This is a genomic window from Henriciella pelagia, assembly GCF_002088945.1.
GTDB lineage: Bacteria > Pseudomonadota > Alphaproteobacteria > Caulobacterales > Hyphomonadaceae > Henriciella > Henriciella pelagia.
Window position 1 is genome coordinate 244,187 of sequence record NZ_NCSU01000011.1, and the last position, 24,865, is coordinate 269,051.

Genomic DNA, 24,865 nt, shown 5'->3' on the forward strand with positions numbered 1-24,865 from the left:
AGACGAGCCATGCGTCGCAGGCGGGTCTGGCCCGCCTGGGCGAGGCCATCCGACATTGCAGACCTATTGCGGCTGTCAGGGCCGATCGCTGTCTCGCGCGCCGCGATGATGCTGATGGGCCTGACGGACGTGATCGTACTTGGCCAGAACGCGCCGGGAGAGTTGCCCTTTGTCCTGAACTCGTGGCTGCCAATTGGTGTATCTCTGGGCCTGACCATGGGCCTGCTAATGGGCGTATCCGTCCTGACGGCAGAGCTGGCCGGTGTCGGCAACGCGCACAATAGCGGCCGCATTTTCAGGCGAGGGGTGAGGTTTTCGCTGTGGTTCGGAGCGGTCCTGACACTGCTCATCCTGCTGATTGCGGGGCCCATGTTCCGGATGTTCGGATTTGAAGCACATGTGGCAGAGGGCACTGCTTCCGTCACGCGCATTCTCGCCATCGGGCTGATCGGCCATATGCTGACGCATGTGGCCGGATCTTACCTTGAAGCCTTGCGGCGTCCCCTGATTGTCACGGCAATCATGTATGCCGGCGTGATCATAAATCTTGTCATCGACCTCGCTGTTGTCGCCGGCTGGTGGGGCATGCCCAAGATGGGCGCGGACGGTGTTGCCATTGCGACGACGGGTACGCGCTGGGTGCTGGTCATCTTCTTTCTCGTGGCTGTCTGGAAGCTGACGCCGGCATTCAGGCCGTCGGCTGATGGCCCTCCAAGGGAGGCGAAGCGGCAGTTTTCAGTCGGCTATGGCACGGCCGTGTCAAACGTGGCCGAGTGGGGCGGGTTCAATTCGACCTTTATTATCGCAACGCTGATCAGCACGGCTGTGAACACGATCTATGGCATGGCGGTGCATGTGATCGGCTTCTGCTTCATGGCGTTTCTCGGTCTTGGAACAGCGACCAGCGTGCGCGTGGCGGAGGCCTATGGCAGGAAGAATACCGATCAGGTGCGCGAAGCGTCGCGTCTGGGCGTCGTGGCGACGGTGATGATTGGTATTGCCCTCGGCGCGCTGGTCTGGATTTTCCAGGTGCCGCTCGCCTCGATCCTCATCAAATCGGATGCGGAGATTGCCGGCGTCGCCATCCATGAAGCGCTCGTTCCGATTATCGGGTTCACCTCGTTGGTGATCGTGTTTGACGGCTTGCAGAATGTCGCGTCCATGGCGATGCGGGCGCAGAATGTGATCTGGCCGCCGACTTTCATTCACCTCGGCTCGTATTTCGTCATTATGCTGCCACTGGCCTGGTATCTCGGTATGGTGCAGGACGGTGGAGCCATGGGCATGATGCAGGCTGTTCTGATTGCATCGCTCTTTGCAGGGCTGATGCAGACCATGCTGCTGGAAATGACAGCGGCGCGCCGGTTGAAACCGACGCGCCGCCAAGTGATCTAAGATTAGTCAGGAAGCTTAGATGTCTTTCAGAGCCGAAGCTGGCTTGAAAGCGCCTGATGTCTTCTCAGGAATCTGGATCGTTTCGCCCGTTGCTGGGTTACGACCCTCGCGTGCGCCACGGGTTTTTGCGTGGAACGTGCCGAAGCCGGCGATTGCCACCTGCTTCCGGCTCTTCACCGCACCTGAGATGGTGTCAAAAACTGCGTCTACCGCCTTGCCGGCGTCTGCTTGAGACATGCCAGCAGATTCTGCGACGGCTTTTGTAAGTTCACCCTTGTTCATTGGGCTCTCCTTTTAGCTTACGGCGATGTCTTGCCGCTTGTGTCTTCTACACGATTCGGAAGGGGTAAATAGCCCGAAAACCCAATAGCCACGGGCTATTTCAGCAGAATCCAGCCTTCTTCTGTGGTTATTTGCGCAATTTCCGTGCTTTCCAGCCCTGCGGGAGGACCAAATAGCGGGCCCAGTTTGCCAGCCTCGTCGAGACTGTAATAATGGTGGGCGAGTGCGCGAACCTGAGCCTGGTCGATCACTTCGCCTGCTTCCGGGCGAACCTCTACCAAGGATGGATAAATTTCCGCGAAGACGATATCGGTCCCATCAAGGGCCTCGCTGTCCAGCGGCTGAAGCCCGGTTTCGAATGGCCAGACCTTCGAATTCGGAAGCATTTCCGAGAGCGCGTTCACAGTCGGAATGCCCAAGAGCGACTGACTGCCGACCGAACCCGCCCCATAGAGTTGCCAGACCGATTTCGGCTTTGCCTTGAAGGTCTTTCGAACATAGGCCTCAGCAATGCGGTATTCGGCGAGAGGTAATTCTGCAAAATCACCCTTCTTGCCGGAAAGCGTCGTAATCTGGTCGCGAGCCGGAGCACCCCAGAAAGGCTGAGGCCCTTTCGAGATTGCGTAATTGATCCCGGCGGCAATCGCGAACCGCCGATTGGAGTTGTCTTCCTTGTCCTTCAGCTTGGAAGAAAGGTGATTGAACATGCTTTTCCAGGCGGGCTCACCCGCCTTTTCCAGCCCGGCTGCCTTAGCGGTGCCGGCGGGATAGCCAAGGCTGAAGTCAAAACCGACAAGCACCTTGTCGCCGCGCGCCGTAAAACGCTCGGCGAGGCTGGCAATCATGTCGCGCGCCTTGAGACGAGTGGAGGGGTTGGCCGCCTGAAACTGGAATTTCAGTCGAGCATCCCGCGCGAGGGCGCCAATCCAGATCGAATTGGCACCCTGCGCAGGTTTGCTGGCCGCGCTCCAGTCAACAATGATGTAGGCATCGAAAAGCCGTGCCATCCCCAACCTCAATCGTAATGTGCCGGCTAGCCCAGCTTGACGAGCATCTTGCCCTTGTTGCGACCCTGGAAGAGACCAAGGAAAGCTTCTGGAGCGGCTTCGATCCCCTCCATGACGGTTTCCTCGAATTTCATCTGGCCTGACTGGATCCAGCCTGCCATGTCTTGCAGGAATTGCGGCTGCATATCAGCATGGGTCGACACGATGAAGCCCCGAATCGACAGTTGCTTGCCAACCACCTGTATAATGTTTCGAGGCCCCGGCGTGGGTTCGGTCGCGTTATACTGGCTGATCATGCCGCATTCAGCAAAACGGGCCATGGGGCGAGCGCATTCGATGGCCGCTTCAAGGTGGTCGCCGCCGACATTGTCGAAGTAAACGTCAATCCCTTTTGGTGCTGCTGCTTTCAGCGCACCGAGGAGGGATTCGTAGGAATTATGCTGTTTGTAGTCGATGACAGCATCGGCGCCCAGTGACTTGACGAGATTGCATTTTTCCGTGCCGCCTGCCGATCCGATGACAGTGCACTTCTTGATCTTGGCGATCTGGACGACGGTGGAGCCGACAGCGCCTGCCGCGCCTGATACAAAGACCGTGTCGCCCTCCTTGAGCGCCGCGACGCGGAGAAGTCCGGCATAGGCGGTCAGTCCCGGCATCCCCGCGACGCCGAGAAGGGCGGAGTCGGGCAGCCCCGTTTGCGGAACCTTGTTCGCCATCATGGCATCTGGAGCCGCAGTCCACGCTTCGCGCCAGCCTGCCATGGACGTGACAAGGTCGCCGACGGCGTAGTCAGGGTGAGCAGAGGCGGTGACCTTGCCTACGGCGCCGCCTGTCAGCGTCTCTCCAATCTGGAACGGGGGCACGTAGCTTTCGCGGTCATACATGCGGCCTCGCATGTAAGGATCGACCGACATCCAGCTATTGCGAACCTGAATCTCGCCATCCTTCGGATCGGTTGCTTCGGCTTCGCTCATGGCGAAATCCGAAAGTTTCGGCATGCCGACCGGGCGCGCTGCGAGCGCCCATTGCTTTGATTTCTGTGTAGCCATTCAAGTGTCCTCCTGGTTTATCTATGGCCAGACACATGGGCTGCGGCGCGTATCCTGTGAAGGGTCCGGCGAAAGAATTCGCAAGACTCTTTGATCGGCTTGTATGTCCGGCAGGCTTGTTCTCGTGTGCAAACCGGTGCGAAGGGAAGCCCAGCAAGGTGGAGTATCCAATGTCATCTCTGAAAGTGGGGCTGGTCGGCGCAGGCGTATTCGGCGGATATCATGCCGGCAAGGCAGCTGCATCGGGACGTGCCGTATTTGCAGGCGTGTTTGATCCCGATACGGATCGCGCGACAGTACTGGCGGATAAACACGGCGTGCCCGCCTTCAAGAGCGAGGAAGACCTGCACGGCGCAAGCGATGCTCTGGTTGTCGCGTGCCCGGCGACCTATCATGCGGATGTCGTGCGCAAGGCGCTTACGGCCGGTCTGCATGTGCTGGTTGAAAAGCCGCTTGCGCTTACCGGAGAGGCTGCGCTCGAACTGGCCAGAATTGCCGACGACAAGTCGCTTGTGTTGCAGGTCGGCCATCAGGAGAGACTGGTTCTGGAGGCAATGGGATTCTTCGATATTGCCGAGGCGCCGCTCTCAATCGAGGCGGTGCGCGAGGGCCCGCCAGCACCGGATGGGCGGGCCGGGGACGTCTCGGTAATCTGGGACCTGATGACCCATGACCTTGATCTGGTCGCGCGCCTGATGGGAGGCGGTGCGACGGCGACGGGACGCGGGCAGATTCACCATACGGAACATATCGATCAGGCCGACGCGCGCCTGGTCTTCGACGATGCGAGAACGGCAAGAGTTTCGGCGAGCCGTGCCGCTCCGGAGCGACGCCGGAACATGACGGTGACCTATCCGTCCGGCTCGATCCATGTGGATTTCCTGACCCGCAAGGTCGAAAATTCCACGCGCCATGTTATCGAGGCTGACATTTCGGGCAGTCTGCCGGACCCGCTTGGCGCGGCCGATGAAGCCTTCTTCGCCGCATGTCTTGGCGAGCGTGAAACCCCTATACCCGGACGTGAAGCTGCCGAAGCGGTGCGGCTTGCCGAACAAGTCGAACAGTCCGCCCTAGAGAAGATTGGAGCCTGAACCATGGCCGCTGCCCTTAATGCACTTCCCGGCGATGCGCCGATCCAGTTCTTTGACCTCAAGGCCCAGCAGGCCTCGATCCGTCCGGCACTCGAGCAGCGCTGGCTGACCATCCTCGATCATGGCCGGTATATCGGCGGACCGGAAGTCGATGAGTGCGAACAGAAACTGTGCGAGTTTACAGGGGCTGCGGACGCTGTTGCTGTGGGCTCCGGGACGCAGGCGCTGGTCATGCCGCTGATCGCGCTTGGTTACGGTCATGGCGACGCGGTGTTCATTCCTGGCTTCACGTACAATGCGACGGCGAATGCTGTGTTGCTTGCCGGTGCGACCCCCGTCCTGGTCGATATCGATCCGAACACATTCAACATGGACGTTGAGGACCTGGAGCGGAAAATCCAGCGCGTGAAAGGCACGCGCAACCTTCGCGCGCGAGCTGTCATCCCTGTCGACCTTTATGGTCTCGCCGCTGACTACAAGGCCATTCAGGAGGTCGCTGATGCGCATGGGCTCGTCATTGTGGGCGACGGTGCGCAGGCCTTCGGTGCAAAGCAGGACGGCAAATGGCTCGGCACGCTCGCAGAGATTACCGCGACCAGCTTCTACCCGACCAAGACGCTTGGCGGTTATGGCGACGGCGGCGCGATCCTGGTGCGTGACAAGGAGATGGGCGATTTGCTTCGCTCGATCCGCTGGCACGGGACGGGTGACAATCGCAAGGAATCGATCCGGGTCGGGATCAATGGCCGTTGCGACTCGATCCAGTGTGCGGTCGTGGCGGAAAAGCTCGGCATCTTCGAGGGTGAGCGCCAACGCCGTATCACGGCCGCGTCGATCTATAATCAGCGCCTCGAGGGCAAGGTGGAGGGCCAGACTGCCTCGCAGGCCGATGAGCACGCATACGGGCTTTACACGGTGCGTGTACCAGACCGCGACGCGATTCGCGCGAAACTGCAGGACGCTGGCGTTCCGACCGCAATCTATTACGACACGCCGATCCACCAGATGCCGGCCTTTGAACAGTTCGCGCCTGCGCGCGGACTGCCGGAATGCGAGAAGGCGTCTCGGGAGGTTCTGAGCCTGCCGATGCACCCTTATCTGTCTGAAGATCAGGTCCATCGCGTCTGCGACGCACTTCTGGGGGCTTTGCAGCGCTGAAAACGCACCTTAAGTCAGCGCCATGGCAGACACGCTGAAGATACTGGTCGCGCAGCTCAATCCGATTGTCGGAGATATTGACGGCAATCTGGAAATGGCACGCGCGACGCTGAAGGAAGGCGCAGACAGAGGCGCTGATCTCGTCGTCTTTCCGGAGATGTTCCTGCTGGGATATCCGCCTGAAGACCTCGTGCTGAAGCCGAGCGCGGTTGAAGACTGCATGAAGGCGGTGAAACAGATCGCCGAAGAGAGCGCCGGTCTTCCTGACTTTGTAATTGGTTCGCCGTGGGCGGACGATGGCGGGCTGTACAATTCCGCTCTATTCTGTACCGGCGGCAAGATAGGCGCGCGCTACGACAAGCAGGAATTGCCGAATTACGGTGTCTTTGACGAGCAACGCCTCTTCACCAAGGGACGCTCACCGGCCGTCATCATCGAGGTGAAGGGGGTGAAGATCGGTCTCGCCATCTGCGAGGATGTCTGGTTCGAGCGGGTGCCGAATGCGGCGCGGGCAGCGGGCGCTGAACTCCTTGTCATTCCGAATGGGTCTCCCTGGCGCCGCAGCATTCATCAGCAGCGCGCTGAAGCCTTTGACCGGTGGAGCCGGCTTGGAATGCCCTACCTTTTCGTCAACCAGGTTGGCGGGCAGGATGAGCTTGTGTTCGATGGAGCGTCCTACGCGACCAATACAACGCATGCGGAACGCTGCGGGCTTGTCGGGCAATTCGTGACGGGCACGGAGATTGTCGAGTTCGATCTCGAGGCGCGAAAGCTGATCCTGAAGGATAAGGGCTGCCGGCTCGATCATGATGGCTGGCATATGGAATACCGCGCGGCGATGCTGGCGCTCGGCGACTATGTCAACAAGAACAGGTTTCCGGGCGTCGTTCTCGGCATGTCCGGCGGGATCGACAGCGCGCTGACGGCAGCGATTGCCGTGGATGCGCTGGGCGCGGACCGCGTCTGGTGCGTGATGCTGCCATCGAAATATACATCGTCCGATAGTCTTGAAGACGCGAAGGCCTGCGCCGAAGCCCTCGGCGCGCGTTATGACATCATCAATATCCGGCCGGGTGTGAATGCGCTGGATGAGATGCTGGCCGAGCAGTTTGCCGAAACTCAGCCGAACACGACAGAAGAGAACATCCAGTCGCGTCTTCGGGCCGTGACCTTGATGGCGCTGTCGAACAAGTTCGGCCACATGGTCGTCACGACCGGCAACAAGTCTGAAATGGCGGTCGGCTATGCGACGCTCTATGGCGACATGTGCGGCGGCTACAATGCGCTGAAGGATTTCTACAAGACGGAAGTCTTTGAGCTCTGCAAGTGGCGCAACCTCAACCATCCGTCTGGTGCGCTCGGGCCGAAAGGCGAAGTGATTCCGGAGCGGATCATTACGAAGCCGCCTTCTGCTGAACTGCGTGAGGACCAGAAGGACGAGGATTCGTTGCCGCCATATGACAAGCTCGACGATATACTGCGCGGGCTGGTCGATGAGGAAGAAGACATTCGCGATATCATGGCGCGCGGCCATGATGAGGCAACTGTAAAGCGGATCGAGCATCTCTTGTATCTTGCCGAATACAAGCGTAGGCAGGCGCCGCCCGGCGTGAAGGTCGGTGGCAAGAATTTTGGCCGCGACCGGCGCTATCCGATTACCAACCGTTTCAGGGATGATTGATGACTTCTCCCATCGTTAGATTCGCTCCATCGCCGACCGGCAAGCTGCATGTCGGCAATGTCCGCACGGCGTTGATCAACTGGCTGTTCGCGAAAGGGCAGGGTGGCAAGTTCATTCTGCGCGTCGACGATACGGATACTGAGCGTTCGACGAAGGCCTATGAGGATCAGATCAAGGCGGACCTCACATGGCTCGGGCTGGAATGGGATGACACGTTCAACCAGTCTGGCAAGTTTGCGCAGTATGATGCGGCGGCGGACAAGCTGCGCGAGATGGGCCTGCTTTATGCGGCGTATGAGACAGCAGACGAGCTGGACCGCAAGCGCAAGATTGCGCTCTCGCGGGGACGTCCGCCCGTCTATGACCGGTCGGCGCTGAACCTGTCCGACGAAGAAAAGGCGAAGCTGGAAGCCGAAGGCCGCAAGCCGCACTGGCGGTTCAAGCTGTCCGGCAATCGTGTCGAATGGAAGGACCTCGTCCGCGGGCCTCAGAGCATTGACACGTCGAGCGTTTCCGACCCGGTCCTCATCCGTGAGGACGGCTCCTATCTCTACACGCTGCCTTCCGTCGTCGATGATATCGACGCCGGCATCACGCATGTGGTGCGCGGCGAGGACCATGTGACCAATTCAGGCGCGCAGATCGAGATCTTCAGAGCGCTCGGCGGGACTGCACCCGAGATGGCGCACACACCGCTCCTGGTGGATGCTGAAGGTGGGGCGTTCTCGAAGCGTCTGGGGTCTCTGGACATGGGGACGCTGAATGGACGCGGTATCCTGCCGATGGCAATCCTGTCGCTGCTGGCCAAGCTCGGCACGTCTGACAATATTGAGGTGCGTGAGACGCTTGATGCGCTCGCCGCCGATTTCGACTTTTCGAAGATTGGCCGTGCGCCAGCCAAGTTTGATGAGCGCGACCTGCTTGCACTGAACGCAACACTGGTTCACGCCATGTCGTTCGATGCCGTAAAGGATCAGCTTGCGGCAATATCCCCAGAGGCTGCGAATGAGGCGTTCTGGATGGCTGTGCGTGAGAATTGTCAGACCGTGCAGGATGCAAAGCCCTTCGCCGACATCGCCTATGGCCGCATCGAATCCCTGATTGATGATGAAGATGCCGCCTTCATTGCCGAAGCGAAGATGCTGCTGCCGGCTGGTGAGGTGACGGGTGAGTCCTGGGGCGACTGGACTAGCGCGCTGAAAGAGAAGACCGGGCGTAAGGGGCGAGGGCTTTTCATGCCGTTGCGCAAGGCCCTGACCGGTCAGGAACACGGACCCGACATGGGCACGATCCTTCCACTAATCGGCCGGGAAGCAATTGAACGGCGTCTGTCGCGCGCCTAATCGTTCATCACCACGATCCGGTCATTGAGCGCCGCGATTGCTGCCTCTGGCGTACTCACATGGACAAGGCAGGACTTGAACTCTTCCGGTGTGAACTTGCCTTCGATGATGTGATCCATCAGTTCGAAGAAAGGTGACCAAAATCCGTCCTCGTCAAGGAAGGCCATCGGTTTGGCGTGAAGGCCCAGGCGTGCCCAGCTGAGCATCTCGACGGCTTCTTCAAGCGTGCCGATGCCACCGGGCAGGACAATGAACGCGTCCGATTCATCGAACATCATCTGTTTGCGGGTGTGCATGTCATCCACGATGACGTGCTCAACGTCTTCGAACACGCGCTCTTTCTGAAGCAGGAAGCGCGGCATGACACCGAGCACCTCGCCGCCGGCTTCGTGGACCGCGCGGGCGCAGGCCCCCATCAGGCCAACACCGCCACCACCATAGACGAGGCGCAGATCCTTCTGCGCCATCTGGCGTCCCAGTGCACGCGCAAGTTCCAGATAGCCCGGCTTCACTTCATTTGAAGAGCCGCAATAGACGCAGATCGATTTCAGCTTGGGCATTCAATTTCCTATCGTGTAATCCACCGGGCATTTAATGGCTTGGGCAGATTCGCACCAGAGCTGCCCTGTTCGAAACTGGTTTCCTCCCCATATGGCGCAAATGAGTGACACACACACGACGCAGTCGGACAAGGACCAGATCGAAAGCGCGGATGGCGGCCTCGGCGGTGCCATAGTGCGGATCCTGAAACTGCTGGCGCGCCCGGAACTGTCAAAATGGCGGCCAGTCATGCTTGTCGCAATCATACTCACGCTGGCGGCTGCGGTTCTTGAAGTGGTCTCTCCGATCATTCTCGGCGATGCGATCAACAAGGTTGCGGCTGAAGGGACTGGCGCGGCGACGCTCACGGTTGCCGTCTTGTGGATCGCACTGGCTATCGGCCTGCGCTTTCTTGCAGCGGCGCTGCCTCAGGCGCGAGATGCACTGTTCAGTCCTGTCAGCCAGGATGCGCAACGAATCGCGTGCGTGGACGCTTTTGGGCACGCGCAATCGCTCTCGCTCGGCTTTCATCAGACGCGGCGGTCCGGCGCGCTCAATCGCGTCATCGAGCGCGGTGCCAGCGCGATTGACTACCTGATCCGGTTCCTGGCCTTCAATATCGGGCCGACATTCGTCCGGTTGGCGCTGGCGTCGATTGCGCTCGGTGTCGCTTACGATTATCGTCTGTCGCTGATCGCAGTGGTTACAATCGTCATCTACGTCATCGCGACCGTGGTGATTACAGAGTGGCGCGTGCGCCAGCGGCGGCGGATGAACAAGGCGGACACAGAGCTGCGCGCCGTTTCCATCGACACGCTGACGAACTTCGAAACCGTGAAGGCGTTTGCCGCCGAAGAGCGCGAGACGCTTCGGTATGATGGCGCGATGCAACGCTACAACAAGCGCTATGTTGAGGCGGTTCGCAGCATGTACCTGCTCAATGGTGTCCAGGCTTTCGTGATGAATGCTGGGCTGCTGGCCGTGCTCGCGCTGTCGGCCTGGAACTACAAGCAGGGCACGATGGAGATCGGTGACCTCACCGCCGTGATGATGGTGCTGCTGAGCCTTTATGCGCCGCTGAATATTCTTGGCTGGGCATGGCGGGAAATCAAACAGGGCGCGGTGGACCTTGAAAAGCTGCACGGCCTTCTGAACATGAAGCCGGAAGTTGCCGACGCACCGAATGCGCGCGAGCTCGAGCAGCCAGAGGGGCGGGTCGTATTCGACAAGGTTTCCTTCACGCACGATGGCCGGGCTGTCGGTGTACAGGACATCTCGTTCACAGTGGAGCCCGGTCGCAAGATTGCGTTCGTGGGTACATCCGGCGCCGGCAAGTCGACGCTGCTGAAGCTGCTTTTCCGCTTCTACGACGTCGAAGGCGGGGCGGTGAAGGTTGACGGCATTGATGTGCGCGGCCTGAAACAGGCATCGCTGCGCGGCGCGCTGGGACTCGTGCCGCAGGATGTCGTCCTTTTCAATGACACGATCCGCGCCAACCTCTCCTATGCACGACCGGATGCGACGCTCGATGATCTTCGCGATGCGGCGAGACGCGCACAGCTCCTGCCTTTCATAGAGGCACTGCCGGAAGGTTGGGACACGCGTGTCGGCGAACGGGGGCTGAAGCTTTCAGGCGGTGAGAAACAGCGCGTCGGTATCGCGCGGGTGATCCTCGCCGACCCTGCTGTTCTGGTGCTGGACGAAGCGACGTCTGCGCTGGACAGTGCGACCGAAGCTGCGGTGCAGGAGGCACTGGACGAAGCATCTCGGGGGCGCACCACGCTGATGGTCGCGCACCGGCTGTCGACCGTGCAGAACGCTGATGAAATCATCGTGCTGGAAGCTGGACGTATCGTTGAACGTGGCTCTCATGCTAAGTTGATGCAACAGGATGGCGCCTATGCCCGTATGTGGGAGCGCCAGATTGCGCGCGATGAACTCGCCGCCGTCGCCGAATAGAAAGGGGTTCGCATGGCTAAACGTGGAAAACCGATGACTGAGCGCTCGCTGCCCTGGTTGCAGAGTGGGTTCGATCTTGAAGGGATTGTGGGTTTTCTCGCTGGCTGGCTTATCGGCATCCTGCTCGGCATGTTGTGGGGGCCGCTATTCTGGATCGGCTTCATTCCAGGCGTCGTAATTCTCTTCGCGACGCGGACGGCAGAACGGGTCAGCCCTGAAGACGGGGCCTTGATCCTGGCGCCCTGCGACGGCGCAGTGGTCTCGATTGAAGAGGCGGACCCGCCGGAGCCACTCGGCCTGGTCGGGCCACACAGACGAATCCGGATTTCTTCGTCTCCGTTTGCAGCGAACAATATTCACGCGGTGACTGAAGGGGCGATCGAACACACGGAGCGGGAGATGGGCGCCGCGGAAAACTTTGCAGCGCTGCGGCCGGACACGCCGGGCCTTGAAGTGTTGTATTTCAGCCTGACCGGAGCCATCGGAAAGGTCGGCATGCGGGTCGCGACGGGCGGTCTGGGCCCGCGACTGGTATCAAAGGCGGATGCCGGAGACCACGTGCCTGCTGGCAAGACCATAGCGACGCGACGCTTGGGCGGATGGTGTGATGTTTATGTTCCATTGGGCGGGGCGCCGCAGGTCGAGCCCGGTCGGACACTCGTTGGCGGCGAGACAGCCATCTGGCGATATGGAGCAGTAGCGGCAGTGCCGGAACCTGACGTCGTCGAAGAAGAGGAACCGACCGAACTCGATGCTGACTATTTGGCGACGCCGGATACCACACCGCCGGAGGTGGCCGAGGACGTCGAAGAGGAAGTGAAGGCAAAATCGGCCAAGCCAGAGGACCCGGCTGAAATGTTTGCTCGCCTGCGCCGCGAAGCCAGCAAGTTATCCGGCGAGGACGATCAGACCTGATCGGATGGAGGCTCTGCCCGGTTCATCCAGCGCAGCAGGGGACGAAGCGGAATGATCCACGCCACGCCGGCGAAGATGTAGAAGCCAAGCTGCAGCCAGTCATTCTTTGTGGCGAGCCATGAGCCGATCGTGCCGGCAAGGAAGATCCAGAGTGCGATGAAAGCGAGCAACACCAGGCCGGTGACAATCTTTCTCATGGTCGATAGTCCTTTGCAGCTGCACATGCGACGCCATGGCGGCTTGCCTGTCAGGCGTCTGCAGTCAGATAGAGAGCCATGAGACAAATGGCAAAGACCGAAACTGCGACGCTTTGGGTGCGCCGCTGGCTGATCCTGATAGGGCTCATGGTGTACGCCATGATCCTGATTGGCGGGATGACGCGGTTGACCGATTCCGGTCTGTCGATTACCGAATGGGACCTGATCAGCGGCGCGCTTCCCCCGTTCGGCGCGGACGCCTGGGCGAGCGAATTTTCCAAGTACAAGCAGACTGCGGAGTTCCAGCAGCAGAACTACAATATGACGCTGGCCGAGTTTCAGTACATTTACTGGTGGGAATGGGGGCATCGCCTGTTCGGGCGACTGATCGGGCTGATCGCCGTTGGCGGATTTACGGTCTTTGCCATCCGGAAATGGATCGGGGGCACGCTGGCGATGCATCTTCTCGCGCTGATCGCGCTGGGCGGGCTTCAGGGAGCAATCGGCTGGTGGATGGTGTCGAGCGGCATCGGCGAGACAGACCGGCTTGATGTCGCGCCATACCGTCTGGCGACACATTTCGTGCTGGCGCTGGTAATTATCGGCTACACGGCGTGGCTGTGGCTGGATATCGGCAAGAAGGAACGTCTCTCGATTGGGCCTGCTGGTCGATGGCTCGCGATAGTTCTTCTCGTGCTGATTTCAGTGCAGATGGCGAGCGGCGCCCTTGTGGCCGGGCTCGATGCGGGGCGGACCTATAATGACTGGCCGCTTATGTCGGGTGAGTTTATTCCGTCATCCTACATGCCCGCCGAACTGGGCATTCGCAGCCTTTTTGAGGGGCGAGCCGCAACCCAGTTCAACCATCGCATGATCGCCTATCTGATCTGGTTTGTCGCATTGGCGGGAATCGCCCTGATGCGCGGCAAGGACGGGTGGCGGGAAACGGGCACGATGGCCGTCCTGGTGACGGCTCAGGCCGCGTGGGGCATTCTGACGTTGGTCAGCAGCGCCCCACTTGGCCTGGCTATCATCCATCAGGCGCTCGGCGTTGTGCTCTTTGTTGCCGCCGTGCGCTTCGTCTGGCTTACCGGCCGCCCGGCGGGATCGGGATTGAGGATGCCGTGATCCGCTTTGGATCTACAAGGATGGCGCGATGGTCGCTATTGCCGATAGTGCCGCCCAGAATGATCAGTCCATCCGGGTAACCTCCGCCTCGCGGATCACCCGTTGCGGCCAGCGAGGTGAACATGTCGGGGACCCGGACCGTAATGCCCGGAGTGATGTCGAAGGCCTGCTCCTCCCCGTCGCCGAACAGAACGCTGAGCCCGCCGGCCTCAGACAATGTGAGAAGCGTTTCGCGGCCCCTATGGCGCAGGTTCGACGACTCCGCGATGGAGTCGCCATAAACCTCTATGCCGGCAAAAGTGAAGGTGCAGGCCCCGATCAATTGTCCGGTTTCGATGTCTTCGACAGAAGACCAGGCGAGTTCGCCATCACTCTCATTGATTTCTCCGACCAGCAGTGTGGTTGATCCGGCCGTCCAGTAGGCCAGCCTGTGCAGCGCTTCTGATCCGGGAGCAGGGGGCGCGGCACAGAGCCCTTCAGCGCGGCCGGACTGACTGATCTGCAACTCGTATGGAATGGCCTCGCGCAGATTGCCGCCGTGGATCCAGACGGTGATATCGCCGTCGCTGTCAATGCCGGGGAAGAACGTGACCGGCGTGCCGGACAGCATGGCATATCGGCCCTCCGCCAGCGCCACGACATCCGTATCGGTTACATTGGTGACGCGGTCGGCATTGAAGTCGAAAATCTGCAAGCCACCCCCTTCATAGGCGACTGCAAAGGTCGAGCTCGCGCCGCCCGCAATGCCCAGACTTCGAACCGGGAAATCCAGCGCATCCGTGGACCAGACGGCGGGAAGCGTATCCGCGGCGGACTCAGGCTCAACCGGCTGTTCGGAGCTGCTGTTTTCCTCTATGGCTGGCTGTTCCGGTTCTGGCTCTTGCGGTCCACTGCAGGACGCGGCATAGAAAAGCAGGAAACCGGCGATCCCTGCGTTGACAGGGAAGGTCTGCGCGCTTAAACGCGGGCGCTTGAACATATTCCAACACTCCGATTGAGAGGCTCCCGAGGAGCAATGAAGACTTATAACGCACCAGCTGACGTGGAGAACAAGTGGATCGTTATCGATGCGACGGATGTCGTTGTCGGTCGCCTTGCTTCATATGTCGCCAAACGCCTGCGGGGCAAGCACCGTGCTGATTACACGCCGCACATCGACACCGGCGACCATGTCGTCGTGATCAATGCTGAAAAGGCTCGTTTCACCGGAAACAAGCTCCGCGACAAGACCTATTACCGCCATACGGGCTATCCGGGCGGGATCAAGGAAACCACTGCCGGGAAGATCCTGTCGGGCCGTTTCCCAGAGCGTGCCATCGAGCTTGCTGTAAAGCGCATGATGCCGGGCGAGAGCCCGCTTGCGAAAGCGCAGTACTCGAAGCTTCGCGTCTATGCCGGCGCCGAGCATCCGCACGAAGCCCAGAAGCCTGAAGCCGTCGACTTCGCGTCGATGAATGCCAAGAATCAGAGAGCCGACTAAGTATCATGTCTGACACTGCAAATTCTCTTGAAGACCTGAAAACCGTGACCGGCGGTGAAGCAGCAGAGACGGAAGTCGTTGCCGCTGAACCGAAGATCGACGATCTCGGCCGCGCCTACGGCACCGGTCGCCGCAAGTCGGCTACAGCTCGCGTCTGGATCAAGCCGGGCACTGGCAAGATCACTGTGAACGGCAAGGATCAGGAGCAGTATTTTGCTCGTCCGGTTCTGCGCATGGTCATCGAACAGCCGCTCGTCGAAGCTGACCGCCGCACCCAGTTTGACGTGATCTGCACCGTCAAGGGCTCTGGCCTGTCTGGTCAGGCCGGCGCTGTGCGTCACGGCATTGCCCGCGCGCTTGTCAACTATGAGCCAGGCCTGCGCAGCGTGCTGAAGCCGTTCGGCTTCATGACCCGCGACCCGCGTACCGTCGAGCGCAAGAAGTATGGCCGTGCAAAAGCACGCCGCAGCTTCCAGTTCTCGAAGCGCTAAGACGCGATTTCAAAACAGAATTTTGGAACGGGGCGCTTCTTTTCGGGGAGCGCCCTTTTTCTTTGCGCCGAGGCGTGAGAGGAGAGCCCCATGACACAGAAAACTTTGAAAGCCGCCGTTCTTGGCGCGTCGGGCTATACCGGCGCGGAAACGGTCCGCCTCCTGCGGAACCATCCTCATGTTGAGGCTGTTGCCGCCACCGGAAATGCGCTGGCTGGGCAGAAGCTCTCCAGCATTTTTCCGCACCTTGGCGGACGCGGTGACCTCGACGTCATCAAGGCAGAAGATGTTCGCTGGGATGAGATAGATGTTGCGTTCGGCTGTCTGCCACACGGTACCAGCCAGGATCTGATCGAGACATTGCCGTCCAATGTGAAAATTGTAGACCTGTCATCGGATTATCGTTTTCGTGACCCGGTTGCCTATTCAAAGGCCTATGGCCGCGAGCACATTGCGCCGGAGCGGACCGCCAGTGCCATATACGGGTTGAGCGAGCACGCAGCCGAATCATTGAAGGGGGCCGACCTCGTCGCCTGCCCGGGGTGCTATCCGACGGCGATCCTGATGGTCTTACTGCCGCTCATGTCACCGCTGATCATCGATACCGATTCGATCATCATCGATGCAAAGTCCGGCGCGTCCGGTGCGGGAAGGGGCCTTAAGGAAGGTAATCTCTTCTGCGAAGTGACAGAGGGCACCCATGCCTATGGTGTCGGGACGCACCGCCATACGCCGGAAATCGAGCAGGAGCTGAACCTTCGCGCTGGGAAGAGTGACATCGAAGTGACGTTCACGCCGCACCTTCTTCCGATGGCGCGGGGCGAACATGTGACCTGCCATCTGCGCGGGGATGTCCACGACGTCCAGGCCGCGCTGGAGGCGGCCTATGCGAATCAGCCATTCGTCACAGTGCTGCCACTCGGCTCCCCACCCCCGGACACACGTCATGTGCGCGGGACAAACGATTGCCGCATCGCTGTCTATCCGGACCGCGTAAAGGGCCGCGTGATCGTGATCGGCGTGATCGACAATCTGGTCAAAGGCTCAAGCGGTCAGGCGATCCAGAATCTCAATCTCATGATGGGATGGGATCAGGCTTTAGGCCTCGACGTGCTGGTGCCGCTCTTTCCCTGACGCTTGGTCGAAGTCTTCCTGGCGGCCGAAGACTTTGATGGTGTTTTTGATTTCGCCGCCGCTGGTTTCCTGGCGGTGGCTGACTTCGTGGATGCCGTCTTCTTTGTCGCAGACGTCGACTTGCTCGAGGCAGCCGTCTTCGGCTTCGCCGCACCATTGGCTTTCGCCTTGGATTTAGTGCGGGTAGCCGGTGTCTTCTTGGCCGCCGCAGCGCGCTTCGCTGGTGTTTTTTTCGGCGCCGCGCTGGTCGTCTTCGCAGACTGGGTGGCAGTTGGCTTTTTCGGCTCTGGCACCGATGCAGGTTTTGACGTGATCGCCGAAGGTCTGGAGTATTGATCCGACGGCTTTTCACCGGCTGCAATCGCATCAAGGCGCATCTTTACATAGCTGCCGGGGGCATTGCCGAGGCCAGCATCTGCGACGGGCTCTGCGGCCTTCAATGGGCCGGATTTCGGCTTGAGCCAGGTCCACCAGGTTGGCCACCAAGAGCCTTTGGTTTCTTTCGCGTCGGCCAGCCATGCTTCGGGTGTGCCGGGGAGCGAATTGTTGGTCCAGTGTTGGTATTTCTCCGCATTCGGATGATTTACCACGCCAGCGATATGTCCGGATCCGGCGAGAATGAAATTCACGTCTCCGCCATAGCGCTGGGCACCGCGATAGATGGAGTGCCAGGGGCAGATATGGTCTTCGCGGCTTGCCTGAATGGTCACCGGAATCTCGATATCCTTCATGGATATGTTCTCTCCCAGCACCTTGAAAAGGCCGTTGCTCAGCTTGTTCTCGCCGTAAAGGTCATTCAGGTAGGTATGGTGAGTCCTGCCGGGAATGTTTGTCTGATCAGCATTCCAGTACAGAAGGTCGAATGGGCGCGGCTTCTTGCCTAGCATGTAATTGTCAACGACATAGCGCCAGACAAGGTCTACCGGCCGAAGCCAGTTGAAAGTGTCGCCCATCATTTCGCCGGGCATGATGCCATTATTGACCTTGATGACTTCGTCAATGTTGCGCCGGGACTCTTCATCGGTGAACACCATGAGGTCACCGGCGTCGGAAAAGTCAGACTGGGACGCGAAGAATGTGGCCGAGGCGATGCGCCTGTCATTCTTCTTGGCCATGTGAGCGAGGGCACCTGTGAGGAGAGTGCCGCCAATGCAATAGCCCACAGCGTTGAGATCATCGCTTCCGGTACGAGCGAGGACTTCATGCGTCGCCGCCATGACGCCCTGTTCGATATAATCATCCCAGGTGTAGTCGCGCGTGACCTCATCGGCGGACCGCCACGATACAACGAAGACAGTCAGTCCCTGGCTGACCAGCCAGCGGATCATCGAGTTCTCTTCGCGAAGGTCGAGAATGTAATATTTGTTGATCCATGGCGGGAAGATCAGAAGCGGGCGGGCGTGCACCTTCTCGGTGGTCGGTTCGAACTGGAGGAGTTCGATCAGCTTGTTGCGGAAGACGACTTTGCCGGGTGCAGTGGCGACGTTCACGCCCACCTCGAAAGGTGTCTCGTCTGTCTGGCTGATGGACAGCCGGCCGTGGCCTTTCTTGATGTCGGCACGTGCATTGCGCAGCCCATCGACCAGGCTCTGGCCGCCGGATTCCACCATGGCCTTCAATGCTGCGGGATTGGTCGCAAAGAAATTGCTGGGCGAAAGCGCATCAATGGTCTGGCGAGTGTAGAATTGTGCCTTGCGCTTCTCGGCCGTGGTCAGTTCGCTGGCGGAGTCGAGCAGGGAGAGCATCCAGCTTGAATTCAGCTCATAGGCCTTGCGCATGAACTCAAAGGCGGGGTTTGCCGACCAATCAGGATCGGAGAAGCGGCGATCGCGAGATTCGCTGACCTCGCCGAGCGTGAAATCCTTCCAGAGGTTCACCCAGCCCATCCATAATTCGATGTTGGCGTTGATCAGGGCCTGAGGGTTCGTGGCAAGGGACTGGCCGAGACGCCCATAGGCGCCCATCATGCCGAACGGATCACTTTTCTCGGACGACTTGATTCGCGGACGGCTGCTGGACATCACTTCAGTGAGAAGCGCCTGCGATTCAGCGGCGGCTTCTGCAAGCGAAATTCCAATCGCCTGCAACTGGGCTGGCGACTGCTCCGCCAGGATTTCGTTCAGACTGCGATTTTCTCTATCTGCCATGTGTTTAGGCTTTTCATCACCTTATTCTCGCCATTCTACACGAACACGTATAGGGAAGAAACGTTTCGAGAATCATGAAGACGTGCGGTAATTTCACGGTATGCGGCCTTTTTTGCTCTTTTTCGGTGTCCTTCTGACCGGTTGTGCCGGTTCGATGGACAAAATCTCCGATATTCGAGAGGTCGCGCCCGATTGGTATGAGGCGCGCAAGACGGAGCTCGCCGGCGAAGGCTATCCGAGTCTTGCGAACATTCCGCAGAATACCACCTATCGTCGTCAGCAGGCCGCCATGGTGCTTTCCCGAGAAGAGCAGAACGCGCTGCTTACTGCATTCGAGGAAGACCCGCGCTCAGCGCCTGCCGACCAGACGCCTGAGGAGATCCTCGCCTGGAGCCGGCAGCTGCGTGCACGCGTGGATCAGCAGCTCACGCAGGCCAGCTTTCTGTCCGATGCGGACATTGCGCGCTTGAAATCGCTATTTGACCGGCCGCGAGCGCGCCGTTAGGCGTCTTCCCTTTAGGCAATTCCAAGCAGGAGTAGAGGCCCATGTCGGGCGAGTTTTACAAGATCAGACGACTTCCTCCTTACGTGTTCGAACAGGTGAACCGCAAGAAGGCGGCCCTGCGAGCGCAAGGCGCGGATATCATTGATCTTGGCATGGGAAACCCCGACTTGCCGACGCCCAAACATATCGTCGACAAACTCTGCGAAACGGCCCGCAAACCTGACGTAAACGGATATTCGGCCTCCAGAGGAATTCCGGGGCTGCGTCGTTCGCTCGTCAATTATTACAAGCGCCGCTTTGATGTGGAGCTCGACAAGGACCGGGAAGTCATCGTGACGCTGGGCTCCAAGGAGGGATTTGCCAACCTTGCGCAGGCGATATCCGCGCCGGGTGATGTGATCCTCGCGCCGGATCCGTCCTATCCACTACACTCATTTGGCTTCATCATTGCTGGAGCGTCCATTCGCGGCGTACCTGCCCAGACACCTGAGCAGTACCTCCAGAACATTGCCAACGCGATTCAGTACAGCGTCCCGCCGCCAACGGCGATGGTGCTCTGCTATCCGTCAAATCCGACCGCGGCTGTTGCTGATCTCGACTTCTACAAGGAGGCCGTGAAGATCGCGAAAAAGCATGGCCTGTGGGTGCTGTCGGATCTGGCTTATAACGAGATCTATTTCGACGATCCGCCGCCCTCGATCCTTCAGGTCAATGGCGCAAAGGATATTGCCGTCGAGACGACGACCATGTCCAAGACCTATTCCATGGCAGGCTGGAGGATCGGGTTTGCCGCAGGCAATGAACGGCTGATTGGCGCGCTTGGCCGGGTCAAGTCGTATCTCGATTATGGCGCCTACACACCAATCCAGGTAGCGGCCTGCGCCGCACTCGACGGCCCGCAGGATTGCGTGGAAGAGATGCGGCAGATTTATCGGTCGCGGCGTGACACGCTTATCGAGAGCTTTGGCCGTGCGGGCTGGAAAATTCCCGTGCCGTCGGCTTCCATGTTCTGCTGGGCGCCCATTCCGGAATCGTGCAGGCACATGGGAAGCCTTGAGTTTTCATTGCAGCTGATCAATGAGGCCAGCGTCGCGGTGGCGCCGGGGGCAGGATTTGGGGAACGTGGTGACGGATTTGTCAGAATTGCCCTGGTTGAGAACGAACAGCGCATTCGACAGGCCGCTCGCAACATCAAACGGTTTCTTCTCACGAAGGAAGCTGATAGCAGGTGCGCCGTCTAGTTAAGTCGCACCGGAGGGTCTGGGTTTGAAAACACTAAAGCTCGGTATCGCCGGCCTGGGCCATGTTGGGTGCGGGCTGATCGATCTCGTTCAGCGCCAGGACTCTCTTCGGCTGCCTGGAAGGGTAGAGGTCGCCGGCGTGACGGCGCGCAATCGCTCTCGCAACCGGCCGGTTTCGACCGATGGCTATGAATGGTTCGATGACGCCGCCAAGCTCGCTGCAGACGATGGCATCAATGTGTTCGTTGAGCTGATTGGCGGCTCGGATGGCCCCGCAAAGGTGGCGGTTGAAACGGCGCTGAAATCAGGCAAGGCCGTGATCACGGCCAATAAGGCGCTGATAGCGATGCATGGTCAGGAACTCGCCGAGCTAGCGCGTGAGAACGGCGTAGACCTTTTGTTCGAGGCCGCCGTTGCTGGCGGCGTACCGGTCGTCCGTGTGCTCAGAGATTCGCTGGCCGGTGTTGATGTCCGGCGGGTGACGGGCATCCTGAACGGGACCTGTAACTTCCTCACCACTGAAATGCTGACAACGCGGCGGCCGTATGAAGTGGTGCTGGCCGAAGCGCAGCGGCTTGGATATGCGGAGTCTGATCCGACATTAGATGTGTCCGGCATGGACGCGGCGCACAAGGCAGCCATTCTCGCCGCGATAGCGTTCTCGGCTGATCTAGATTTCTCCAAGGTGTCCGTGCGGGGCGTCGATGAGGTCGAATTGCTGGATCTCGATCTTGCCGACCGGCTTGGCCTGCGCATCAAGCTGATCACTGAAGGCAAGATCACGAATGATGGTGTTGTCTGCCGGGTCGAACCCATGGCACTGCCTGTCGGTCATCCGTTGGCGCGAGTGAACGGTAGCCTGAATACGGTCAGGGTAGAGGGTGAGCCGCTGGGCGCGGTCACACTCACCGGTCCGGGCGCCGGACCTGGGCCAACCGCAAGTGCGGTGATGGGGGACGTCGCCAAACTCTTCAATCCGATTGCGCGTCCGGCATTTGGCCGCGCTGACCACCATGATGTGCGCGCATTCGTTTATGCAGAGAGCGACGAGAAATCGGCATTCTTCTTGCGTGTCCGGCTGGCTGACCGGGCTGGGGCGCTTGCGGAGCTGACTGAAGCGCTCGCCGAGAGTGGCGTGTCCGTCGACAAGTTGCTGCAAGATTCTGCAGATGAAAACGGTGCCGCGCCGGTCGCAATCGTGACGCATGTGTGCGCGCGCAGTGAGATTGAGCAAGCCAGGGAGCGCCTGCGTGCTCTGGATTCGAATATAGGGCAGCCGCAGATCATGGCGATCGAGGCTTCAACTGACTAGAAGGGCCGGCCGTCTGCATGGCCGAGTAAGAAGATAGATGTCTGATAGTGTTCTGGTACCGCACCTTTCCGACGCAATGGTTCGCGTCACCGAGATCGCTGCAATTGCGGCTCACAAAATGGTTGGCCGAGGCGATGAGAAGGCCGCTGACCAAGCGGCGGTCGATGCCATGCGGCGGGCCTTCAACTCTGTCGACTTCCAGGGACGAATCGTCATCGGTGAGGGCGAACGTGATGAAGCGCCGATGCTGTATATCGGTGAAGAGGTCGGCACAGGTAATGGTCCAGCAATCGACATTGCCCTCGACCCGCTTGAGGGCACTACGCTGACCGCCAAGGCGATGGCAAATGCGCTCGCTGTCCTTGCGATTTCGCCGCGCGGCGGCCTGCTGCATGCGCCGGACACCTATATGGACAAGATTGCGATTGGTCCGGGCTATCCCGAAGGCGTCGTTGACCTTGATGAGACGCCTGCCGCCAACATCACGGCCATGGCGAAGGTCGCTGGGAAACCGGTTGAAGACATGACGGCGTGTGTGCTCGACCGTCCTCGCCATGCTGATATCATTGAAAGCCTGCGGAGTGTCGGTGCACGTATCTGCCTGATCTCTGACGGCGACGTCGCAGGCGTCATCAACACGACCAACTCCGATACCGGAATCGACCTGTATGTCGGTCAGGGCGGTGCGCCTGAGGGTGTGCTTGCGGCTGCGGCGCTGAAGTGCGTTGGCGGACAGATGCAGGGGCGTCTTGTCTTCCGCAATGAAGACGAACGTGGCCGTGCCAGCCGGGTCGGCATTACTGATTTCGACAAGAAGTACGCACTGAGCGAGCTGGCAAGCGGCGAAACCGTGTTCTGCGCGACAGGCGTGACGAAGGGCGGCCTGGTTGACGGTGTCGTCGTCGGCAAGGGCGTAACAGTTACCGACACTTTGGTCATGAGCTCGGCTGACGGCATGGTCCGCAAGATTACGTCCCGCCACCGCTCGGCCTGACGGCATGGGGGAGGACTGCCTCTACAGCGTTTCGGACTCGCTGTCCGGACGCTTCTGGACGCTCCAGCCCACCGATGAAGCTGCGGTCCGAAGAATGTCGCAGAGTGCTGGGGTGCCCGACATTCTGGCCCGTCTTCTGGTCAGCCGGAATGTGACACCCGAAACGGTCAGCTCGTTTCTGGAGCCGACGCTGAAAGACCTGTTTCCGGACCCGTCGACATTCCAGGACATGGAGAAAGCGGCGACGCTGATTGTCGATGCTCTGCTGGATGGCCGCAAGGTTACGGTCTTTGCCGATTATGATGTGGATGGCGGAACGTCCTCTGCGCTCCTGGCGCGGTATTTCCGTTCCTGGGGGCGGGAGCTTGGCCTCTATGTGCCGGACCGTCTGACAGAGGGCTATGGGCCGTCTCCGGCGGCATTTCGATACCTGAAGGATCAGGGCGCAGACCTCGTCATCACGGTTGATTGCGGCGCGGCGGCAACGCCCGCACTCCAAGAAGCGGCGCGGATTGGCCTGCCGGTGATTGTCGTCGACCACCACCTGATGGGCAAGGAACTGCCGGTGACGGCGGCGCTGGTCAATCCGAATCGGCCTGACGACCGTTCGGGCTATGGGCACCTTGCTGCAGCTGGTGTCGTGTTTGTCCTGCTGGCTGCGCTGAACAGGGTGGCCAGGGAAAGAGGTGTAGCCCCCGAGGGCGGATTGCCGAATATCATTCCGTGGCTCGACCTGTGCGCGCTCGGCACGCTTTGCGACATGTCACCGCTTCGCGATGCCAACCGGGCCTTCGTGCGCCAGGGGCTCAAGATCATGGCCCGCAGCACGAATACGGGACTGAGAGCGCTCGCAGATGTGGCTGGGATCGGCGCGATCGAGTCGGTGTATCATGCCACCTTCGTACTCGGGCCGCGGCTGAACGCTGGCGGCCGGATTGGCGATCCGTGGCTGGCTGCAAAGCTGCTGGCGACGGATGACCGCCAGGAGGCGATTGAGCTGGCCGAACGGTTGCACGGCCTCAATGACGAACGCAAGGCCGTCGAGGCGGCGATTCTCGAAGCCGCGACGAACCAGGCTGAAAAGCAGATTGAAGCGAATCCGGATCGCGGCGTGATCATCGCTTCGGGAGAGGGCTGGCATCCCGGCGTGATCGGTATCGTTGCAGGCCGGATCAAGGACCGCTTCCATCTGCCGACGATCGTGATTGGCTGGGGCGATGATCTCGGACCGGTCGCGAAGGGATCAGCCCGGTCGGTCAAGGGCGTGAATATCGGCGACGCGATATCCATGGCGGCGAGGGAAGGGGTGTTGCTGTCAGGTGGTGGGCACGCGATGGCTGGAGGGCTCAGCGTCGACCCTGAAGGGATCGACGCCTTCGACCGGTGGATAGTGGAGCATATGGACCAGTTTGCTGAGGAACGTGCCGAGGCGCGACGGCTGGACATTGATGCGGTGGTTTCGCCGGGAGCGGTCACGCCGGAATTTTTCGATCAGCTTGAGACGCTCGGGCCGTTCGGGCAGGGGGCTCCGCAGCCGGTCTTCGCAATGCAGAGGATCAAACCTGTGTCGGCGCGCCGGATCGGACAGAATCATGTCCGCTTTTATGCGGAGGATCCGACCGGCAGGGTCGAATGCGTATCCTGGCGCACAGCGGACATGGAAATTGGCCAGGCGCTGTTCGCCGGAAGGATGTTGCACGTGGCCGGGCGTTTGAAGGCGGATGAATGGAATGGCCGTCGGCGGGCCCAGTTTGAGCTGATTGATGCTGCTGAAACGGGAGATAACTGACAAAAACTGGTCTTGGTGCTGAAAGGC

Annotated in this window: 23 protein-coding genes; 16 read left to right on the forward strand and 7 right to left on the reverse strand. The window is 59.9% G+C overall.

The window, feature by feature from the left end:
* Positions 1–9 precede the first annotated feature (9 nt).
* Entirely contained in the window at positions 10–1,395 is a 1,386-nt protein-coding gene (locus B8746_RS10680) for an MATE family efflux transporter (RefSeq protein WP_084393669.1), read from the forward strand.
* A 15-nt stretch (positions 1,396–1,410) separates the two neighbouring features.
* Here B8746_RS10680 and B8746_RS10685 read toward each other — a convergent pair whose 3' ends face one another.
* From B8746_RS10685 to B8746_RS10695, 3 genes are all read right to left on the reverse strand, one after another.
* Positions 1,411–1,677, reverse strand: coding sequence for an HU family DNA-binding protein (locus B8746_RS10685; RefSeq protein ID WP_084393670.1), 267 nt, complete (start codon positions 1,675–1,677; stop codon positions 1,411–1,413).
* Between the two features lie 95 nt (positions 1,678–1,772).
* Positions 1,773–2,684 carry a hypothetical protein gene (locus B8746_RS10690; protein ID WP_084393671.1) on the reverse strand — a complete coding sequence of 304 codons (912 nt, stop codon included), beginning with the start codon at positions 2,682–2,684 and terminating at the stop codon, positions 1,773–1,775.
* Positions 2,685–2,710: 26 nt separating this feature from the next.
* Complete coding sequence (locus B8746_RS10695; RefSeq protein ID WP_084393672.1) at positions 2,711–3,733, reverse strand: NADP-dependent oxidoreductase; 1,023 nt, start codon at positions 3,731–3,733, stop codon at positions 2,711–2,713.
* Positions 3,734–3,903: 170 nt separating this feature from the next.
* Here B8746_RS10695 and B8746_RS10700 point away from each other — a divergent pair, with 170 nt between their 5' ends.
* Genes B8746_RS10700 through gltX form a run of 4 tightly spaced genes read left to right on the forward strand, consistent with a single transcriptional unit; the run spans position 3,904 to position 9,006 of the window.
* Positions 3,904–4,824 (forward strand): Gfo/Idh/MocA family protein, encoded by a 921-nt coding sequence (locus B8746_RS10700; RefSeq protein ID WP_084393673.1) that lies wholly within the window; start codon positions 3,904–3,906, stop codon positions 4,822–4,824.
* 3 nt (positions 4,825–4,827) lie between these two features.
* On the forward strand, positions 4,828–5,982 hold the full coding sequence (locus B8746_RS10705) for a DegT/DnrJ/EryC1/StrS family aminotransferase (protein ID WP_084393674.1): 1,155 nt from the start codon (positions 4,828–4,830) through the stop codon (positions 5,980–5,982).
* Positions 5,983–6,004: 22 nt separating this feature from the next.
* Positions 6,005–7,663 carry an NAD+ synthase gene (locus B8746_RS10710; protein ID WP_084393675.1) on the forward strand — a complete coding sequence of 553 codons (1,659 nt, stop codon included), beginning with the start codon at positions 6,005–6,007 and terminating at the stop codon, positions 7,661–7,663.
* Positions 7,663–9,006, forward strand: coding sequence for a glutamate--tRNA ligase (gene gltX, locus B8746_RS10715; RefSeq protein WP_084393676.1), 1,344 nt, complete (start codon positions 7,663–7,665; stop codon positions 9,004–9,006). The genes B8746_RS10710 and gltX overlap by 1 nt, the downstream gene beginning before the upstream one ends.
* Here the strand turns inward: gltX and B8746_RS10720 are convergent.
* Positions 9,003–9,566, reverse strand: coding sequence for an LOG family protein (locus B8746_RS10720; protein ID WP_084393677.1), 564 nt, complete (start codon positions 9,564–9,566; stop codon positions 9,003–9,005). The two genes, gltX and B8746_RS10720, sit on opposite strands and share 4 nt — an antisense overlap.
* 91 nt (positions 9,567–9,657) lie before the next feature.
* Between B8746_RS10720 and B8746_RS10725 the strand changes: the two genes are divergently transcribed.
* Together B8746_RS10725 and B8746_RS10730 are read left to right on the forward strand one after the other, a co-directional pair.
* Entirely contained in the window at positions 9,658–11,505 is a 1,848-nt protein-coding gene (locus B8746_RS10725) for an ABCB family ABC transporter ATP-binding protein/permease (RefSeq protein ID WP_084393678.1), read from the forward strand.
* A 12-nt stretch (positions 11,506–11,517) separates the two neighbouring features.
* Positions 11,518–12,420, forward strand: coding sequence for a phosphatidylserine decarboxylase (locus tag B8746_RS10730; RefSeq protein WP_143434581.1), 903 nt, complete (start codon positions 11,518–11,520; stop codon positions 12,418–12,420).
* On the opposite strand, the gene B8746_RS10735 is transcribed toward B8746_RS10730, so the two are convergent.
* On the reverse strand, positions 12,411–12,617 hold the full coding sequence (locus B8746_RS10735; RefSeq protein ID WP_084393680.1) for a DUF2842 domain-containing protein: 207 nt from the start codon (positions 12,615–12,617) through the stop codon (positions 12,411–12,413). The genes B8746_RS10730 and B8746_RS10735 overlap by 10 nt on opposite strands.
* 87 nt (positions 12,618–12,704) lie before the next feature.
* Between B8746_RS10735 and B8746_RS10740 the strand changes: the two genes are divergently transcribed.
* Positions 12,705–13,745, forward strand: a complete 1,041-nt coding sequence (locus tag B8746_RS10740) for a COX15/CtaA family protein (protein WP_084393681.1) — start codon at positions 12,705–12,707, stop codon at positions 13,743–13,745.
* On the opposite strand, the gene B8746_RS10745 is transcribed toward B8746_RS10740, so the two are convergent.
* A complete protein-coding gene (locus B8746_RS10745) occupies positions 13,705–14,724 on the reverse strand; it encodes a hypothetical protein (protein WP_084393682.1) in 1,020 nt (339 codons plus the stop codon). The two genes, B8746_RS10740 and B8746_RS10745, sit on opposite strands and share 41 nt — an antisense overlap.
* 36 nt (positions 14,725–14,760) lie before the next feature.
* On the opposite strand from B8746_RS10745, the gene rplM reads away from it, so the two are divergent.
* From rplM to argC, 3 genes are all read left to right on the forward strand, one after another.
* Positions 14,761–15,225, forward strand: a complete 465-nt coding sequence (gene rplM / locus B8746_RS10750; RefSeq protein ID WP_084393683.1) for a 50S ribosomal protein L13 — start codon at positions 14,761–14,763, stop codon at positions 15,223–15,225.
* Between the two features lie 5 nt (positions 15,226–15,230).
* The gene (gene rpsI / locus B8746_RS10755) at positions 15,231–15,716 is read left to right on the forward strand and encodes a 30S ribosomal protein S9 (protein ID WP_084393684.1); all 486 of its coding nucleotides are present in this window, start codon (positions 15,231–15,233) and stop codon (positions 15,714–15,716) included.
* 90 nt (positions 15,717–15,806) lie between these two features.
* The gene (gene argC, locus B8746_RS10760) at positions 15,807–16,850 is read left to right on the forward strand and encodes an N-acetyl-gamma-glutamyl-phosphate reductase (protein WP_084393685.1); all 1,044 of its coding nucleotides are present in this window, start codon (positions 15,807–15,809) and stop codon (positions 16,848–16,850) included.
* On the opposite strand, the gene B8746_RS10765 is transcribed toward argC, so the two are convergent.
* A complete protein-coding gene (locus B8746_RS10765) occupies positions 16,808–18,997 on the reverse strand; it encodes a class I poly(R)-hydroxyalkanoic acid synthase (RefSeq protein WP_084393686.1) in 2,190 nt (729 codons plus the stop codon). The two genes, argC and B8746_RS10765, sit on opposite strands and share 43 nt — an antisense overlap.
* 154 nt (positions 18,998–19,151) lie before the next feature.
* On the opposite strand from B8746_RS10765, the gene B8746_RS10770 reads away from it, so the two are divergent.
* From B8746_RS10770 to recJ, 5 genes are read left to right on the forward strand one after another with little or no spacing between them, the layout of a single operon-like run.
* Positions 19,152–19,502, forward strand: coding sequence for a hypothetical protein (locus B8746_RS10770; protein ID WP_143434582.1), 351 nt, complete (start codon positions 19,152–19,154; stop codon positions 19,500–19,502).
* A 41-nt stretch (positions 19,503–19,543) separates the two neighbouring features.
* The gene (locus B8746_RS10775) at positions 19,544–20,743 is read left to right on the forward strand and encodes an LL-diaminopimelate aminotransferase (RefSeq protein WP_084393688.1); all 1,200 of its coding nucleotides are present in this window, start codon (positions 19,544–19,546) and stop codon (positions 20,741–20,743) included.
* 25 nt (positions 20,744–20,768) lie between these two features.
* Complete coding sequence (locus B8746_RS10780) at positions 20,769–22,055, forward strand: homoserine dehydrogenase (protein WP_084393689.1); 1,287 nt, start codon at positions 20,769–20,771, stop codon at positions 22,053–22,055.
* A 37-nt stretch (positions 22,056–22,092) separates the two neighbouring features.
* Positions 22,093–23,049 carry a class II fructose-bisphosphatase gene (gene glpX / locus B8746_RS10785; RefSeq protein WP_084393690.1) on the forward strand — a complete coding sequence of 319 codons (957 nt, stop codon included), beginning with the start codon at positions 22,093–22,095 and terminating at the stop codon, positions 23,047–23,049.
* 4 nt (positions 23,050–23,053) lie between these two features.
* Complete coding sequence (recJ, locus tag B8746_RS10790) at positions 23,054–24,838, forward strand: single-stranded-DNA-specific exonuclease RecJ (protein ID WP_084393691.1); 1,785 nt, start codon at positions 23,054–23,056, stop codon at positions 24,836–24,838.
* The last annotated feature ends 27 nt before the right edge of the window (positions 24,839–24,865 follow it).